This is a genomic window from Neisseria sp. HMSC061H08, from assembly GCF_001836795.1.
GTDB lineage: Bacteria > Pseudomonadota > Gammaproteobacteria > Burkholderiales > Neisseriaceae > Neisseria > Neisseria subflava_A.
Genome location: NZ_KV830576.1, coordinates 16,440 through 32,229, shown reverse-complemented (window position 1 = coordinate 32,229; position 15,790 = coordinate 16,440). Strand labels below are relative to the sequence as shown.

Annotated in this window: 14 protein-coding genes; 2 read left to right on the top strand and 12 right to left on the bottom strand. The window is 43.7% G+C overall.

What is annotated here, in order from left to right; all coding sequences use genetic code 11:
- Window positions 1-219: 219 nt before the first annotated feature.
- From cas2 to pip, 12 genes are all read right to left on the bottom strand, one after another.
- Entirely contained in the window at window positions 220-513 is a 294-nt protein-coding gene (gene cas2, locus HMPREF2675_RS06835) for a CRISPR-associated endonuclease Cas2 (RefSeq protein ID WP_070814513.1), read from the bottom strand.
- A 74-nt stretch (window positions 514-587) separates the two neighbouring features.
- Window positions 588-1,601: a type I-C CRISPR-associated endonuclease Cas1c gene (cas1c, locus tag HMPREF2675_RS06830; RefSeq protein WP_070814512.1), complete on the bottom strand. Its 1,014-nt coding sequence runs from the start codon at window positions 1,599-1,601 to the stop codon at window positions 588-590.
- A 98-nt stretch (window positions 1,602-1,699) separates the two neighbouring features.
- Entirely contained in the window at window positions 1,700-3,439 is a 1,740-nt protein-coding gene (locus HMPREF2675_RS06825; protein ID WP_070814511.1) for a hypothetical protein, read from the bottom strand.
- Window positions 3,440-3,459: 20 nt separating this feature from the next.
- Window positions 3,460-4,107 (bottom strand): CRISPR-associated protein Cas4, encoded by a 648-nt coding sequence (gene cas4, locus HMPREF2675_RS06820; RefSeq protein WP_070814510.1) that lies wholly within the window; start codon window positions 4,105-4,107, stop codon window positions 3,460-3,462.
- A gap of 14 nt (window positions 4,108-4,121) precedes the next feature.
- The gene (cas7c, locus tag HMPREF2675_RS06815) at window positions 4,122-4,988 is read right to left on the bottom strand and encodes a type I-C CRISPR-associated protein Cas7/Csd2 (RefSeq protein WP_070814509.1); all 867 of its coding nucleotides are present in this window, start codon (window positions 4,986-4,988) and stop codon (window positions 4,122-4,124) included.
- 11 nt (window positions 4,989-4,999) lie between these two features.
- Window positions 5,000-6,781, bottom strand: coding sequence for a type I-C CRISPR-associated protein Cas8c/Csd1 (gene cas8c / locus HMPREF2675_RS06810; protein WP_070814508.1), 1,782 nt, complete (start codon window positions 6,779-6,781; stop codon window positions 5,000-5,002).
- Entirely contained in the window at window positions 6,778-7,455 is a 678-nt protein-coding gene (cas5c, locus tag HMPREF2675_RS06805; RefSeq protein WP_070814507.1) for a type I-C CRISPR-associated protein Cas5c, read from the bottom strand. Before cas5c ends, cas8c begins: the two co-directional genes overlap by 4 nt.
- Window positions 7,456-7,615: 160 nt before the next feature.
- Complete coding sequence (locus HMPREF2675_RS06800) at window positions 7,616-8,749, bottom strand: GapS4b family protein (RefSeq protein ID WP_070814506.1); 1,134 nt, start codon at window positions 8,747-8,749, stop codon at window positions 7,616-7,618.
- A gap of 3 nt (window positions 8,750-8,752) precedes the next feature.
- Window positions 8,753-9,691 carry a GapS4a family protein gene (locus tag HMPREF2675_RS06795; RefSeq protein WP_070814505.1) on the bottom strand — a complete coding sequence of 313 codons (939 nt, stop codon included), beginning with the start codon at window positions 9,689-9,691 and terminating at the stop codon, window positions 8,753-8,755.
- Window position 9,692: 1 nt separating this feature from the next.
- The gene (locus HMPREF2675_RS06790) at window positions 9,693-10,721 is read right to left on the bottom strand and encodes a nucleoid-associated protein (RefSeq protein ID WP_141759967.1); all 1,029 of its coding nucleotides are present in this window, start codon (window positions 10,719-10,721) and stop codon (window positions 9,693-9,695) included.
- Window positions 10,722-10,799: 78 nt separating this feature from the next.
- Window positions 10,800-13,088, bottom strand: coding sequence for a CRISPR-associated helicase/endonuclease Cas3 (locus tag HMPREF2675_RS06785; protein ID WP_070814503.1), 2,289 nt, complete (start codon window positions 13,086-13,088; stop codon window positions 10,800-10,802).
- A gap of 121 nt (window positions 13,089-13,209) precedes the next feature.
- Complete coding sequence (pip, locus tag HMPREF2675_RS06780; protein ID WP_070814502.1) at window positions 13,210-14,139, bottom strand: prolyl aminopeptidase; 930 nt, start codon at window positions 14,137-14,139, stop codon at window positions 13,210-13,212.
- Window positions 14,140-14,263: 124 nt separating this feature from the next.
- Here pip and yciA point away from each other — a divergent pair, with 124 nt between their 5' ends.
- Both yciA and HMPREF2675_RS06770 read left to right on the top strand, forming a co-directional pair.
- Window positions 14,264-14,698: an acyl-CoA thioester hydrolase YciA gene (yciA, locus tag HMPREF2675_RS06775; protein ID WP_063076484.1), complete on the top strand. Its 435-nt coding sequence runs from the start codon at window positions 14,264-14,266 to the stop codon at window positions 14,696-14,698.
- A gap of 250 nt (window positions 14,699-14,948) precedes the next feature.
- Complete coding sequence (locus tag HMPREF2675_RS06770; RefSeq protein ID WP_070814501.1) at window positions 14,949-15,740, top strand: formate/nitrite transporter family protein; 792 nt, start codon at window positions 14,949-14,951, stop codon at window positions 15,738-15,740.
- The last annotated feature ends 50 nt before the right edge of the window (window positions 15,741-15,790 follow it).

The window sequence follows — 15,790 nt, the reverse complement described above, 5'->3', positions numbered from 1 at the left end:
TTCAACACACAGCCGCCCGAAGGCGGCTGGAGCCCCTCTCAAAAGCCTTGCTCTGTCAGGTTTCATAGCCCCGATTTCGCTAAGCTCCCGAGAAAAGCGTGAACGCGAGTATAACACAGCCTTTTCTGTTACACCTGCATTCGCAATATCCTGATTGTTAAAGAACAATCCAAGTTCGCCAACCCTGCCGCATTTTCATGAGAACCTCAGGTTGGCGATTCACACAATCAAGGTATCCTTAAACACATCCACCGACGGTTTTGCGCCATGGTGTTCCACTTTGCGCCGCCATTTGCTACCCAGATGGTAAAAGCGCAGGCTGTCGGTTTCAGGGTTGTAGGTTTTCAAAAGTTTGTCCTTTAAAACAACCCACTGATCGGGCGCGATGTCGCATTCAAACACTGAATATTGCACGCGCACGCCGTAGTCCAGACACAATTTTGCCACGCGCCGTAGCCTTGCCGGTCCTTCAGCGTCTTCCAGCGAAATATCGTAAGTAATCAGCATCAGCATTTTGTATTCCCATGTGCAGGCTGCTTTAGCGGTCGTCTGAAAACATCCAACCCGCTTTCAGACGACCTGCAAACCTATCTCATCAAAAACGGGGGATATTCCGCCAAATCCCCGCGCAGGTGCCGCGCCAACAGCATTGCCTGAATATACGGCAGCAGCCCAATTTCCACTTCCTCGCCTAAAAACGGATGAACGATTTTCTCCTGCTTTTTCGCCTGCAAGGCTTGGAACAAGAGCTTACGCGCATCGGATTTCAAGCTCACCGCGCCACTTGCCTCGGCGACAAAATCCTGCGGTTTGATTTGCCCGCGGTTAATCAGCGACAACACCAGCCTGTCTGCCCACCACGCGCGGAATTCTTCCAAAATATCCTGCGCCAAACTGTCGCGCCCCGGGCGGTCGGCGTGCAAAAAGCCCACCTGCGGATCCAGCCCCACACCTTGCAGCGCGCCGCTGATGTCCTTGCCCAACAGACTGTACACAAACGACAACAGCGCATTCACCCCGTCTCTAGGCGGACGGCGGTTGCGTCCGTCAAAAGAAAAACCGCTTTTTTCGCTCAAAAGCTGCCCAAATACGCCGAAATAACGCGCCGCCGCATCGCCCTCAATACCGCGCACCACGTCCAGCTCCGCCACGCCCTTCAACTGCCACAGCGAAATGTTCAAAGCATCGACCGCACTTTGAATCGCCGCATTCTCGCCGTAATTGCGAATCTGCCGCTGAAGCACCCGCTTGCTCGCCTGAATCTTCGCCGCAATGATATTGCGCGCAATCGGCACAGGATTTTGCTCCGACCCCCGATACTGCGCCCGACGCAGTAGCACATTGCCGCTTTGCCGCCCCTGAAGCCGCCCCAAATAACGTCCGTTTTCGGTAAAAAACGCCAAATTCACATTATTTTCACCGCAAAACCCTAACAAAAACGGCGATACCAGCACATTGCCAAAACAGAAAATATGCCCAATAGAATGCACCGGCAACTGCGCCACCTTCTTACGCTCCTGCGCCACCACCAGCGTCTCCCGCTCCTTATGCAGATAGCTGCCTTGGGTGGTGATATACAGCGTGTTTTGCAGTTTGCGCATGGGGAACTCCTTAGGTTTTGACTGTGCTTTTTAAAGGAATGTTTAGTTTATTTATCTAAAAAAACAGTCAGTTAAATGAAATAATCCTAATTAAAACGTTATATAATTAGTGGAATTTCCCAAGATATCCATTTAGATGTAAAAAAGGGTCTATTCATACAGGAAATAGATGTATTAAACATAAACAACGCTCTTGCTCCATTTAAAATTTCCCACTCTTCTGCAGGACCCAAGTTAGTACTTAGGCTGTCATCGTAAATCTTTTGAAGATTTTTAATTAAATAGTCTTGGACGCTCACAATATCCGAAAAATCAAGTAGCTTATTACTGTAATATATGCAATTCAAATTAGTATCTTTAGGCAAAACTTTAAAAGATGAAAATTTTCCTTGGAGAATATTTCTAAAAGTATTCCACTCATACATTGATATACCATTTTTAGTGCACATATCAAGGTTTTCGATAGAATGTATCAGTATAAATCTGCAGTTTTTTGCCATATCTAATTTATTAACTATTTTTTTACCCAATCTTGATATAAGCTGCTCTTTAACTTTATCAGTTAGTGCTTTTGAACGTAGAGAGCATAACTGATCTATTCCATGATTCAATGATTCATTTCTGCAATATTCATTAAATTCGTCCTTAAAAAATGGATGAATAGTCGCGATTCTATGCTTAATCTGGCAGAAATATATTAGATTAGATGACCCATCATAAATAATGATGTCTGCATCATATTTCTCTTTGGGATCATTTATACCATTTGTTACTATAAATCTATTGCTATCGAGCTTATTTTTTAGGTATTCTAAAAGATAATCACCTTCAAACCATGAACCAATCTTATTCATGTTAGTTAAATATTTAGATGATATTGTTTTAATTGCAAATTTAAGATTGATATTATTTAGTCTTATTAATTTATTATCTAGCTCTGTTACTATGCGATCATTTTCATGGACTTCAAAATTATCTAATTTTTTAAAAAGGTATTTAATTTCATCTTCAGAAAAACCAAATTCATATAATTTATCCCTGCTAATAATTGGTTGAGTATTATTTATATCTTTAATATCATGTTGCAATGAAAAAAATGAAACGATCTCTGCTAATCTTCTGATATCTGAAAAAATCACATTATCAGCGGAATCTAAAAATTTCGTATAGAGTGGATGGAAGCTTATATATTTATCTAATACAATATCTACAAAATTCTGGAATAAATAAGAATCTCTATGAATTACTTTACGACTAATTTCATTCCTAAATATCACATCAGAGAAATGACTTTGCTTAGTAAAGTATCGTGCAAACCAAATCATCTTATAAGATTTCAATAATTCTTTATTTAATTTATACTTTTTACATCCTTCATAATTACTATCATACTCTATAATCCCCAGTAAAATATATGAAACAAATTCACTAAAGGCATAAAAAGCATAAAGGTTACATTTATCTTGATATGATAGTTGGTGCCAGAGTGGAAGATTATTTTTAACCAAATCATCCTTTATCCTTTCTCGATATTCATTTTCTATAATTTTAGCGTTATCTATTAACTTTTCTTCTCCATTGTCTAATATATATGTTTTGCATCTGATACTTTTTACTCCTTTAGTAAATAAATGTTTCTTATTTGCTAGGCTGTATGAAATATATTTCCTAAGTAGGAACAATTCTCTTCCTAGAACACCTGGAATATATTTTTTGATATCTGAGTCTGAGATATCAAGAGGCTTGTCAATAAGTGATAGAACAAATTTACGCTTTGCCTCCTCCATTATCTCCAAATGACTCATTAAACATTCAAACCAATGCACAGTTTTATTCATATAAATTTTCCATAGTTCATTTACTCAAACAACCCCTCCACATACCCCACACTCCTATCCCGTTTCCCCAGCAACGCCGGCTGGCAAATCTCCACCAGCGAGCAGGCTTTGCAGTGTTTGCCGTAGTCGGGCGGCGGGGTTTGACCGCTATTTAAGAGTTCGCGCACGGCGGCGATGGTGGCGAGTGTTTGGGCGCGCAGGTCGTCTGAAAACACGATGGGGACGCGGTGGCGGGTTTGCATATACCACAGTGCGCCCTCAGAGACGATTTGCCCCGTCATTTCTTCCAAGCACAAACCTTGGGCGCAAAGCTGGATTTCATCCATTGGGTCGGGTTTGGGCTTGCCGCGTTTGTATTCGACGGGTTTCAGACGACCTGTTTTTGTATCCACCTCCACCAAATCCAACACGCCGCTGATACCCAGCTTCTCCGCCGACACATGTACCGTCCGCTCAAAGCGCACGCCCTTGCGTGTTTCCGGCTCGCCCGAATCCACTCGCTCATGCAGCGCCTTGCCCTGCGCGGTCAAATAGTTCTCCGCCCACGCCTGCTCGTTGTGAATCAACGCGCATTGACGCGGACAGAAGGCGTAATGTTGCAAAGCGGAAAGGGGAATCAGGCGCGTGTCCTGATTTTCCCCTTGGGTTTCGGTTAAAAGTGCGGTCATCTTTTTAAGTGTTTTTACAGCAACTCTTCCACACTCACGCCATTTAAGCCGTCTGAAACCACGCTGATTTTGTAATCTCCAAAACCGCTTGCCGGCGTACCTGATTCGCCGTTTACGCGTTCGACTTTCACGGCATCAAACAATTTATGTGCAGGCTGGCTGCCGAGTGCGCTGTCGTGTTTGAAAACAATCAGTTTGCGCGCCGCCATTTCGCCACGGGCGGCGGAGCGGTCGTGTTCAAACATCAGCATCAGGGCTTGCCAAAGTTTGGCCAAGTCGTCGTCTGAAAAACCGGTTTTGGCGGCAAGGTTGGCGGAGATAAAGCCATGCACGCGGTAGAGCGCGTAAGGGACGATGTATTTGCGCCCCATAGTGCGTTCTTTTTCCAAGTCTTTTTCGTTGGTGACCGCCATGCGGGTGATGGAAATTTCCAGCGGCACAATCGGGTCTATGGATTGGGCAAACGCCAGTTGTACCGGGCCGCGCACTTGTCCGCTGTTAACTTCGGTGGTCATCACCGCGCCGAAGGTGCGGATATCGAAGAAGTTTTTGCACATCCAAGCGGTAATGTCGCGGGCTTTGGCTTCGTCTTTGGGCAGTTTTTTGGCTTCAGATTCAATGCCGAGCGCTTCATAAGCGCGTTTGTTTTGCAGGTTCAACACGCTTTTTTCTTTGACGTAGATTTCGTAACCGGCTTCGTTTTCGCTGCTGATTTCGACAAAATTACGGATTTTGCGTTTTAGGCAGACATCGGTTACCAAGCCTTTGCTGGATTCGGGATCGAGGCGTGGCATATTGCCCGCATCGGGATCGCCGTTGGGGTTGCCGTTGGTAACATCAAAAAAGTAAACAAATTCATAGCGGTTTTGAATGGCAGACATTTTCTGGCTCCTTAGTTTTCAATGGTTTCAGCGGTTTCTTTTTTAGCAAAATAGCTTTGTTTTTGATGGTAATAGCCGATGGCGAAGCGGCCTTGCTCGTCAATGCTCAAATGGCGTGGAAAGGTCTCGGGCAGTTTGGCAATGATTTCGCCCAAATCTTTATCCAAATTCACCGCCATGCCGGCTTTGTCTTTACGCAAGCGCGACAAATGGTGTTTTGCACCCGACAAAAGGCGCGGAAAAACCGAAAACGGCACGGCGGAGGCAGAGCCGTAATAGCGGTCGGCAATGCCGGCGTTTAATTCGCCCAACGCCTGATATTGGATGCGCTCCAACACGGCAAACAGCCGCCCTAAAAGATAGGCGCGATTCGGGCTTTCATTGTTCAAACTCATAGGAACTCCTTCTTCAATAAAACCTTTTCTAAAACGCCGCTCTAATACGGCTTTCATCATTGCCACGCGCAGACCGTTCACGTCGCCGTCGGCGCGGATTCGGGTAATCAGTTGCGACAGCAAACTTAAGGGATACGGTGTGCCACAAATCACGGCGCGTGTCATTTCGCCTGCCAACACGGGCGAGATGTTTTCGCTTTTGCCCAATACGGCAGTTTGCAATAAGAGTCGCCAAATAGACGGTGGCGTTTTCCATGCGCAAGGCTCAAGGGCTAAATCTCGCCAATGCTGCGCCAGATTTTTCGCCAACTGCCCAAAGGTGGTGTCTAGCCAAAACCGAACAGAAATCCGCGCGGCATTAGGAGCAAGCCCTAAGATATAAAAACGGGTATTGGGAGAGAGTTCGGGTGCAATTTCTTGCAGCGGACGGCCTTTGTTACTTATTTGTTTCAATACGTTGAAAACTTTGGCGCTTTCTTGTTCATCATCCGGCGGCGTGAACACGTGCGCGAAGAAGCCTTCGGCAGCCTGCGCCGTCGCGTTATCGTCCGCTTCCGCCCAAAAGACTGTGCGGGCGTCACCAATGGTCAAGCAGTGATTGTTTTCGCGGCGCAACAGATAGTTCAGCGCGGTGGTGTAGGCAAACGCGGATTGTTCGGAAACGGGCGCATTTGCGCCTTGCTCTTTGCCAAACGAGGCAAAGGCTTCTTTGTTGAACGAAATAATCGAACCGCCGGAGCTTTGCCCGCCAAACACGCCTTTAATCGCAGGATGCAGCCGCGCAATCGGGGCAGTGTCGCCGCTAATCAAGCACAAACCCTCGAGTTCTTCGTCGCTTTTCAGGCAGCCTGCCCACAAGCTTTGCGCAGCTTCGCGTTTATGGATAAGTGCGGTTGGTTTTTCAAGAGAAAATGCGATATTGGCATCGAGCATTTCGGCAGGAAGATTTTCGGCAGCGAAATGTGCAGGCTGCCAGTTTTGCAGAAAACGGTACAAGGCTTGCAAGCCTTCATCTTCGCTGTTTTGCAGTAAATCGAGGTGGTATTGCTTGAAGGCGTCAAAGGTTTTTTCAGACGACGTAAACGGCTTTTCCTTCGCCTCGGCTTTGTTTTTATTGGTTTCCACGCCAAGCGCATAGGCGGTTTTATCCCACAAAAAATTCGGTTTGATACCCGACGTGCGTTTTTCAGGGCGCGGCACGCTCATCAACTTCGGCTGCGGCTTTTTATCGGCGGTCAGATTCGGCACAACGGTTTTCAGACGACCTTCTTTATCCAACACCAAAATCCAGCCGATTTTTTCCTCGCTAAAACCATAAGGCGGCACTTTCGGGTTGCCCATTTCATCGGTTTCCGCTGCCAAACGGCGGTAATAACGGGCAAGGGACGCAAGAATCATGCTTTCACCTCCTCGGCGTAAAACGGCGGCACATCAATCACGCCGTCTTTCATTTGTGCGCGGAAAAAATGCGGCGTGTTGCCGTGGTCAAAATCAATATCGTGCAACATCCAGCCCAAATCGCGGTTTGCCTCGCTTTCCGATAACGCCGACGGTGGCAGCGGATCGTCTTCGTCAATCAACGCAAAATCGGCAGGAAATTCACGCACGCCCAAACAAGGCTGCTGGAAACATTGCCCCTTTTTCGCACGGCGTTTGAACATCTCGATATGCTTGATAACGGTCTCATCCGCCCCCGCTTTTGCCGTCAGCACCGCATGAGCTTCAATCACATAAGCCACGTCTTTCAGCACCGTCGCCGCGCGCTGTTGGCGGTCGTCTTCAATCAGCGTATATAAATCGGCAACGCTCTTGCGCTTCATCGCGCCGCTTACCTTACCCGCCGAAATCTTGCCGCCCAACTCATTGCGCCGCACCGACTCAAACCGAATCGGTTTCAACACATAAATCCGGTCAATCACCCACCGAATCGCCGGCTTCCAATGCACCGCCGCCAAAATCCCGCGCGCCGCCGACGGCGTAATGACATCATAAGACACCCGCTCCACCTTCATCTCTGGACGGGTAAAACAGGCATAATCGCCCCAAATGTGTAGGCGGATTTGGTTTGCCATACAAACTCCTTAACACACAGCCGCCCGAAGGCGGCTGATTTTTTTAATACTGATAACATATCAGCTTTAGTTTCAATACACGTATTTTAAGAATACGATACTATAAATTATTTTCGATAAACCATATTTAAATGTTAAAAAATAGAAGATTATAATTTAGTTATGTTCTTTCACTTAATATCTTCTGATATTCAGTTTTAATCATTGTTCTAATTTTCTCTGATATATCATTTTCAATATTCTTTCTGCTCGGAGCAGTTGGCTGATTTTCATAGTTAGATCCTGCTATCACAAAAGTAAGTTCAGCATCTTTATCAAATGATAATTTTTTTCTTGACGACGAACTAAAGAAAAAACATATTTTCAAGGTTCCTGAGTTTGAAGCACCAGAATACTTATAGGTTACAAGCATATTATGAATATAGTAATACTTATAATATATTTCATCTGACATTAAAAAGATATCATGTAGCCTATTTCCATCAATTTTCATTAATGTAACTGTGTTATTCATCCAAGAGACTTTAGGATCATTAGGTAGTGGGGTTTTCGAACCTTCCCTACTAATAACTATTTCATTCACATTATCTAATTTTAAATATTCTCCTAATCCACCTGTTAATCTTTTGAAAAACTTAACTCTCTCTATATCTTTAAAACTATCAAAAGTAATTCTCTCTTCTACATCACTCTTAGTAACACCTGATTGTCTTAGTTCTTTCGCGATCGCAATACCAAGCCTACGGTTTATGAGTTCGGTCTCACTAGATGTATGAGTATAAATAGATTCTAAGCTAATTCCATCATTTTGCTTTTCAATAATAATTTCTCCAGAAAAATCAAGCTCTCTATTCAAAAAATCTTTACTAAAATCTTTTCTCTTTATCTCGTATTGAATTTTAGCTTTATTAGCTCCAATAAATGTAAGTTTTGGTTTAGTATTTATTTCAATATTAGGAATATCTTGAAAAATATCAAAATCAGAAGAAAATAAGTTTTTTAAAGGTTCCTTCCAATTTGCACCTTCATTAGACAACTCTAATTTTGAAATTTTACTTTTAGGCTTTAAATTTCTTGCAATTGATTTATCAATAATATTAGAGTATTCATTTGATGTTAACAGTGTAGCGACAAGAAGGGGAACAGAAAAAGTTTTATCGCTATTCCCACAAAATACACCTTTATTTTTTAGGGTATTATTTATTTCACCTTCAGAAATATGTTTGCTATTGAGAAGAACTCGTAATTCATTTCCAGATGGAATCAAACCTCTTAGATCTAATTTATTTTCCATTGTTTACTCCTGAAGCAAATCTAAAATTGAACTATTGTAAGAAAAAGGAATGATCTCTTCTCTTCTATCTTTAAATGAAGAACGAATCATTTTAGCCATATCTTTATTTATGACCGAATTGTAATCAGGAAATCCAATATGAATTTTTGAAACTAAGCCAGCAGAAAAATTTAAAGCATAGGCCATAAGATTTTTATACGCTATATCGCTGAAACTTTCCCTACTATATAAGTAAAATTGATTTTGACTATCTACTGGAACAATAGCTGGTATAATATCTGAAACAATTAACTCTATAGGTAAAAAATGACCTTTCCTATCTGATTCAACTGAAATAGAAGTTCCGATCTTAGGATAATAAAATTGATATTCTCCTTTATTAGATTGTTTTTCTAAATCATTTATTACTTTTAAAAGAAAGCTTGCTCTAGCACTATCTATAACATAATAGGGTGTATTTCCTTCTAAGCTTAGTCTAGACTTTGCAATAATTGGCAAAATACTTTTTTCAAAGCTATCTTTATTGCTATGCAACCATATTAGTATTCCAATATCTTTTCTATTCTTTTTTATACTACTCAACTCAATCAAAGAGTTAATTTTTTCATCATACCTTGCACATGCAATAATTTCCTCAAGCTCTTTAATATGACTCCTGAATTCGCTAGTAACAGCAGACTCACTAGTTCCATATCCTTCCATTTTATGTTTAACAGAAATATGAGCTATAACCGTTGTATCATCATGAAATGGAGTATCATATAAATATATTATATCCTCTCCATGACTTTTCTTTTGATTTCCTGAACTATTGACATGATTATCATCAGAGCATGCAATAGAAATATTATGAATTTGTTCTTTCCACCCTATTTTCTCTAACAATTTTTCAGCAATCTTCTCACCAATATCACCAGATTTTTTTGAAATTTCACCTGCCATATTATTTTCCTTCTTTAATATCAACGATTGCTTTAAAGCCAAAATCAGTCTTTTGAACTTCAAATGACATAATTTTTGTATTAGGATTTGAAATCAAAATATCTACACCATCTGATAACGGAATTTTCTTTGATATTACTTTGATATATTTTGATAGTCTTGATTTATCAACTAAAAAATTCACATCTAAATCAATCCCATGTTTAACACCAAATCCATCCACAATAGAATTAATATCTTCTTCATGAAGAAAATTACTAGATATTTTTTTTAATTGATTAATTGAGAATGAATCTTCATTTGCTAAAGATTCTGAAAATTTCAACATACTTTCTGGAGTCGTAATTTTCTTGGAAATTGCAGCGCTAATTCCACCGATTATCTGTGTATATTTTTTAGGGGTATTTTTAGGAGTGGCTTTTATAAATGACTCTAACCAATATTTGGTTTTCTTTCCTAAGCTATCAATAATAAAAGTAGTATCTTCAATAGATAAAATTACAGCACCTTTTTGAATAGAATCGATAGCAATACCATCTCGTTTAATAATCTCAATGATTCCATTGTGATTTTCAACATCTAAATAGCTGTTTTTGGTCTCAATTCTAAATAAGCCAATAGCCTGAATATATTGTTCAGCATATTTTATTCCAGTAAATAATATTTCAATAAATTCTCCTCCGCCAATATTTGGATGAGATGAGCAAATATATAAATGTTTTGCTATAGCCAAAGAAGCATTAAAGAAATTTTCATTATCTTCAAATATCAGCGATGTATAATGCTTAACTAAATTAAGATTGATATTAGATTCATGAGTTAGAGTATATTCATTTTCACTCCTTAAAACAGGAAGAAGAAAATGTTTTAATAAAAGTTCATCTAAGGCTGAGTGGTTTTCTAGTTCAGCATCGGATAACTGCATACCTTCATCTCTGAACTGATTCCCTATTTTATGAACAATTACTTTTTCAACTTTTGCTTCACTTAAATCAAATTTCTCAGTCATTATCTTATCTCCACCAATCACTCATAATTTTTATTACGAGTCAATTATCTCCCTACTTTTAGGAGAATGCAATATTTTTTTCTAAAGCTGTTAAGTTAATCAAAACACCAAACTCTCTCCCTTCAAAAACGCCGTATCCTCCCAACTCAACCCCGCCACCTCATCATACAAATCCAGCCCGATCAGTGTATAAAACTGTTTTCCGAAGTTTTTCTCGTTAATCGGTTCAATACGCCCTGCTTTATATAAAGCGGCGAGGGCTTTTTCGGGGATTTGGACGATGTAGGGTTGCAGTTTGCGTAGCAGTCCACCGATGTGGTCGGCGTGGTGCAGGTTGCTGATGAGGTTTTCGGCATCAACATCGAACGGAATAATCAGCGCCTGCATATGGCTTTCGATCATGCGGAATTTGTCGGCGATGGTTTGGAATGGGAAATCAAGGCTTTGCCCTGTATCGTTGTGCATTTTCAGAATTTTTTTATTGTCTAGTTCGCTGCCTTTTAATTGATAAAGCTCGGCGAAATAGGCTGCGACGGCTTGGGTGGATAAGAGGTCGTCTGAAAAGCTGTCGGCGGTCAGGCGCATAACGGCGGCTTGGGTGGCAAGTTCAGGCGGGGCTTTCCATTGTTCTTCGGGCGCGAATATCCAGACAAAGCTGTTTTCAGACGGCCTTTTGCCCTCGCGGTTGCAACGTCCGGCAGCTTGCGCGACGCTGTCTAAACCTGCTTCGGCGCGCATCACCAGCGGAAAATCCACATCAACACCTGCTTCAATTAAGGAGGTGGCAATGACGCGGCAGGGTTCGCCGTTTTTCAGACGGCCTCGGATTTCATCGAGCTTTTGGCTGCGGTGTTTGGCGCACATTAAGGTGGTCAGGTGGAACGTGCCGTCAAAGTGTTTGGCTTGGTCGTACAGGCTGCGGGCGTGGCGGCGGTTGTTGACGATGACGAGCATTTGCGGGTGTTCGCCAAGTTTAGCGAGCAGGTCGGCGTCGGTTTGTGTGCCGATGTGTTGCACTGTGGTGCGGCGCAGTTTGTCGAAAAGTGCGGTCGGTTTTGGGGCTATTTCGCGCACGTTCTCAAAGCCGCGATAGAAGCCGTTTTCAGCTTGCACGGCAGGCTGGGTGGCGGTGCACATGACGATGCTGCAGCGGTAGTTCTGCGCCAATTCTTTGATGGCTTGCATAATGGGCAGCAAAAGATTAAGCGGCAGCATTTGCGCTTCGTCGAAGATGATGACGGAGCCTGCGATGTTATGCAGTTTGCGGCAGCGCGAGGAGCGGTCGGCAAAGAGGGATTCAAAGAATTGCACGGCGGTGGTCACGACAATCGGCGCGTCCCAGTTTTCCGAGGCAAGGCGCAATTTGTCTTTGGTGGCCTCATTTTGCAGTTTGCCGTCGTCAAAGGTGCTATGGTGCTCCAACACGGCTTGTTCGCCCAATTCGCCAAAGGCTTTGCGGAATTCGGCGGCATTTTGTTCAATGATGCTGGTGAACGGGATGACGTAAATCACGCGCCGCATATCGTGCCGTTTGGCGTGTTCCAACGCAAACGCCATGGAAGTGAAAGTTTTGCCGCCGCCCGTCGGCACAGTGAGCGTGAACAGCCCTTGCGCTTGTGCCGCTTGTTCTACGGCATGATCGAGAATTTCGCTGCGCAGGCGGTTTAAAGCGGCATTGCGTTTTTCGGCTTCGGTTTGCTCTGAAGCTTGGGCGATACGTCGTCTGAAATCGTTGATAAATTGATTGAAATTGTGTTGTAAGGCGTTTAAATCAGGATAACCGCCTCGCTCGACGGCTTTGTTTTCTAGGTTTGAATAAAAGGCTTCAGTATCAAGATAATCGGCATCCACCAAGCAGGAATAGAGCATTCTGGTGAAAAAAGCGTAGGAGAAAAAAGGATGATGCACATCGGCTTTGAGTGGCGGTGCGGACAGGTTTTGAGGGAGCTTGATTTCTTGTTGCCATAGGTTATCGAGAGCGGGAATATCTTCGCCAAATTGCAACGCCAAACGATTCTTTAACGTACGTCGGTTATCACCTTCGCCATTGCCATTTGCAAGCCCCGAATGATGCCCAGCGATGCAAAACGCCATCAGCTTGCCGATAACATTGCCCCAATGTTCGACAGCAATCTTGGCTCCAGCGGTAGCATGATCGACTGATGGGCCACCATGCAATCGCTGATTAAAGGGTTCTGAATATTTCCCTAAATCGTGAAGTTGTCCCGTCTGGTAGGCAATTTCCTGCGCACCAAACACCCGAGCAAACTCCGCCGCCATTTCCCCAACATTGACCGAATGGCTTTGCAAGGTTTGCCAGTGTTCGTAAGGCAAGAGGTTGCCGAGTTCGTCTTGGGCGGAATGGGCGTAGTAAATGAGGGGTTTCATATTGAAATTCTAAAAAATTCAAACTGATATCATGCAATGATAATATGATATTAAATTTAACATGTAAATAGAAAAAATGCCGTCTGAAACTTTTTCAGACGGCATTGTTATTGATTACCCTTTATAACTTGCTTCTAATATCCTCTACTGCTTTTACCAAAGCTTCGGAAAGCGAAGGATCAAAAGAAGAGTGGCCTGCTTGGACAATTCTCAATTCTGCTTCTGGGAAGGCTTGCGAGAGTTCCCACGCGCTTTGCATCGGGGTGCATAGGTCGTAGCGGCCTTGGACGATGATGGTTGGAATATGGCGGATTTTGCCGATGTTTGCCAAGATGGCTTTATCGCCCTGCAGCCAGCCTTCGTTCACGAAATAATGGTTTTCCATTCTTGCGATGGCAAGGGAGGCTTGCGGGTCTTCATCCACGTCTTTGGGTTCAAACTGAATAAGGTAGCTTTCCCAGTCTGCCCATGATTTGGCTGCTTTGAGGCGCGTGGCTTCATCTTCGCTGAACAGCATTTCATGGTAGGCTTTGATTAGGGCTTGGCGTTTGTTTCCGGCTACAGGAGCAATGAATTTTTGCCATTGAGCCGGATAAATTTGGCTGACGCCACCTGCTTCGTTCAGCCATGCCATTTCAGACGGCCTGCACAGGAAAATACCGCGCAGAACTAAGCCGCTGACGCGATCGGGATGGGTTTCGGCATAAGTCAGCGACAAGGTGCTGCCCCATGAGCCGCCGAAAACCAACCATTTTTGAATGCCGAGCATTTCGCGTACTTTTTCAATATCAGCAACCAAATCCCATGTGGTGTTGTCTTCGATACAGGCATACGGTTTGGAGCGTCCGCAGCCGCGTTGGTCGATGATGACGATGCGGAAATGTTCTGGATTGAAAAAGCCTCGGCAAGCCGGTGATGCGCCTGCTCCGGGGCCGCCATGCAGGAAAATCACGGGGTGTCCATCAGGATTGCCTGACTCTTCCCAGTAGATTTCGTGAATGTCGGATACGCGTAAAAGGCCGCTATTTCGTGGTTCTTGAATCGGATGCATGAGCTTTCTCCTTTGTCTGATGAATATATTTAATTGTAACACTTTACCTGCTGATTTTTCAGACGGCCTACATAGGTTTAACGCCACAAATGGCGTAAAATACCACTTTTTGACAGGATTTTTTATGGCTGACAACAAACAAACCCATGCCGCACCCGAAGGACAACTTTTATTGCGTACAGTAGCCATGCCGCGCGATACCAACCCTAATCAGGACATCTTCGGCGGCTGGATTATGTCGCAAATGGATTTGGGCGGTGGTATTTTGGCGGCAGAAATCGCACAGGGACGAATTGTAACCGTAGCCGTTCAAGAAATGAATTTCATCAGACCGGTAAAAGTCGGCAACGTTGTATGCTGCTACGGTCATTGCGTCCGTGTAGGCAATACTTCTTTGCAACTGAAAATCGAAGTGTGGGTGAAGACTTTGATGAACGACATGGTAACGGAAGACCGCCAACTGGTCACCGAAGCCGTATTCACTTACGTTGCCATCGATTCACAAGGCAATCCGCGCCCTATTCCTCGCGAAGGCAATGCAAAGCTGGCACATTTGTAAGTTTAAAAATCAAAACAAGGCCGTCTGAAATTTCAATGTTCAGACGGCCTTTTTGAATATGGAGACAAAATGTAATAATATTTCTTTTGAGCTAAAGCAAGGCGAAGTATCTGTTTTTTAGGTTTAATTCAAGCTTATTGAATTGATAAGACAAAGACCGTACACCGGCTCCCTATAACACTACTCTACCGCGACAGTTTGTACCACCTTTAAAACAACGTTTCCTCCTCAACCCACTTTAAGGAACATCATGGCTTCGCGCGATTTATACCCACAGGAAATTTTACAGGTTGTTCTCGACAAAAGCTGCGCCAAAGCACAATCCAGCATTCCCACACTGGCAATCTTGAGCGTTTTAGCCGGCGGATACATCGGCTTTGGATATCTTGCCTATTTAAAAGTAGTCAGCGGCATACCTCATGAATGGAGCGGTTTTGCCACTTTACTCGGCGCAGCCGTGTTCCCTATCGCCTTGATTTGTATCCTACTTGGCGGCGGCGAACTGGTAACCAGCAACATGATGATTATGTCTTTAGGCAGATTGGCCGGACGGATTTCCTCCAAAATGCTGCTACGCAACTGGGTTATCGTCTGCATGGGCAATTTGGTGGGTACGCTGGCGATGGCATTTTTCCTCGGATACTATGTCGGCATGATTGAAGGCAGCGTTGCAGAAAAAACCATTGTCGTGGCGGAAGCAAAAGTCCATATGGATTTCGGCCGTGCTTTTGTATCAGCAGTAGCATGTAACTGGATGGTCTGTATGGGCGCGTGGCTGCACTTTGCCGCCAAAAACACAACCGGACGAATGCTGGCCATTTGGTTCCCCGTCATGATTTTCGTATTAAACGGCTTCCAACACCTTGTCGCCAATATGTTCGTTATCCCAGCGGGTATTTTGGCAGGCGCAAACATCACATGGGGGCAATTTTTCTTCAACATGATTCCCGTATTCCTGGGCAATGTCGTCGGTGGCGCATCCTTTGTCGGCGCATCTTATCTTTATACTTATAAAGACACATTGAAAGATAGTGCCGAATAGTTCTGCTTATAAGCAACAAAACCTGCTTTGAGAAAGTAGGTTTTGTTTCA

Excerpts from the sequence above, each read along its gene's own strand:
- HMPREF2675_RS06770 (WP_070814501.1), top strand. The coding sequence starts at position 14,949 with ATGGCTTCGCGCGATTTATACCCACAGGAAATTTTACAGGTTGTTCTC.
- cas2 (WP_070814513.1), bottom strand. The coding sequence starts at position 513 with ATGCTGATGCTGATTACTTACGATATTTCGCTGGAAGACGCTGAAGGA.
- pip (WP_070814502.1), bottom strand. The coding sequence starts at position 14,139 with ATGCATCCGATTCAAGAACCACGAAATAGCGGCCTTTTACGCGTATCC.
- yciA (WP_063076484.1), top strand. The coding sequence starts at position 14,264 with ATGGCTGACAACAAACAAACCCATGCCGCACCCGAAGGACAACTTTTA.
- cas1c (WP_070814512.1), bottom strand. The coding sequence starts at position 1,601 with ATGCGCAAACTGCAAAACACGCTGTATATCACCACCCAAGGCAGCTAT.
- HMPREF2675_RS06800 (WP_070814506.1), bottom strand. The coding sequence starts at position 8,749 with ATGGAAAATAAATTAGATCTAAGAGGTTTGATTCCATCTGGAAATGAA.
- cas8c (WP_070814508.1), bottom strand. The coding sequence starts at position 6,781 with ATGATTCTTGCGTCCCTTGCCCGTTATTACCGCCGTTTGGCAGCGGAA.
- cas7c (WP_070814509.1), bottom strand. The coding sequence starts at position 4,988 with ATGTCTGCCATTCAAAACCGCTATGAATTTGTTTACTTTTTTGATGTT.
- HMPREF2675_RS06795 (WP_070814505.1), bottom strand. The coding sequence starts at position 9,691 with ATGGCAGGTGAAATTTCAAAAAAATCTGGTGATATTGGTGAGAAGATT.
- cas4 (WP_070814510.1), bottom strand. The coding sequence starts at position 4,107 with ATGACCGCACTTTTAACCGAAACCCAAGGGGAAAATCAGGACACGCGC.
- HMPREF2675_RS06785 (WP_070814503.1), bottom strand. The coding sequence starts at position 13,088 with ATGAAACCCCTCATTTACTACGCCCATTCCGCCCAAGACGAACTCGGC.
- HMPREF2675_RS06825 (WP_070814511.1), bottom strand. The coding sequence starts at position 3,439 with ATGAATAAAACTGTGCATTGGTTTGAATGTTTAATGAGTCATTTGGAG.
- cas5c (WP_070814507.1), bottom strand. The coding sequence starts at position 7,455 with ATGGCAAACCAAATCCGCCTACACATTTGGGGCGATTATGCCTGTTTT.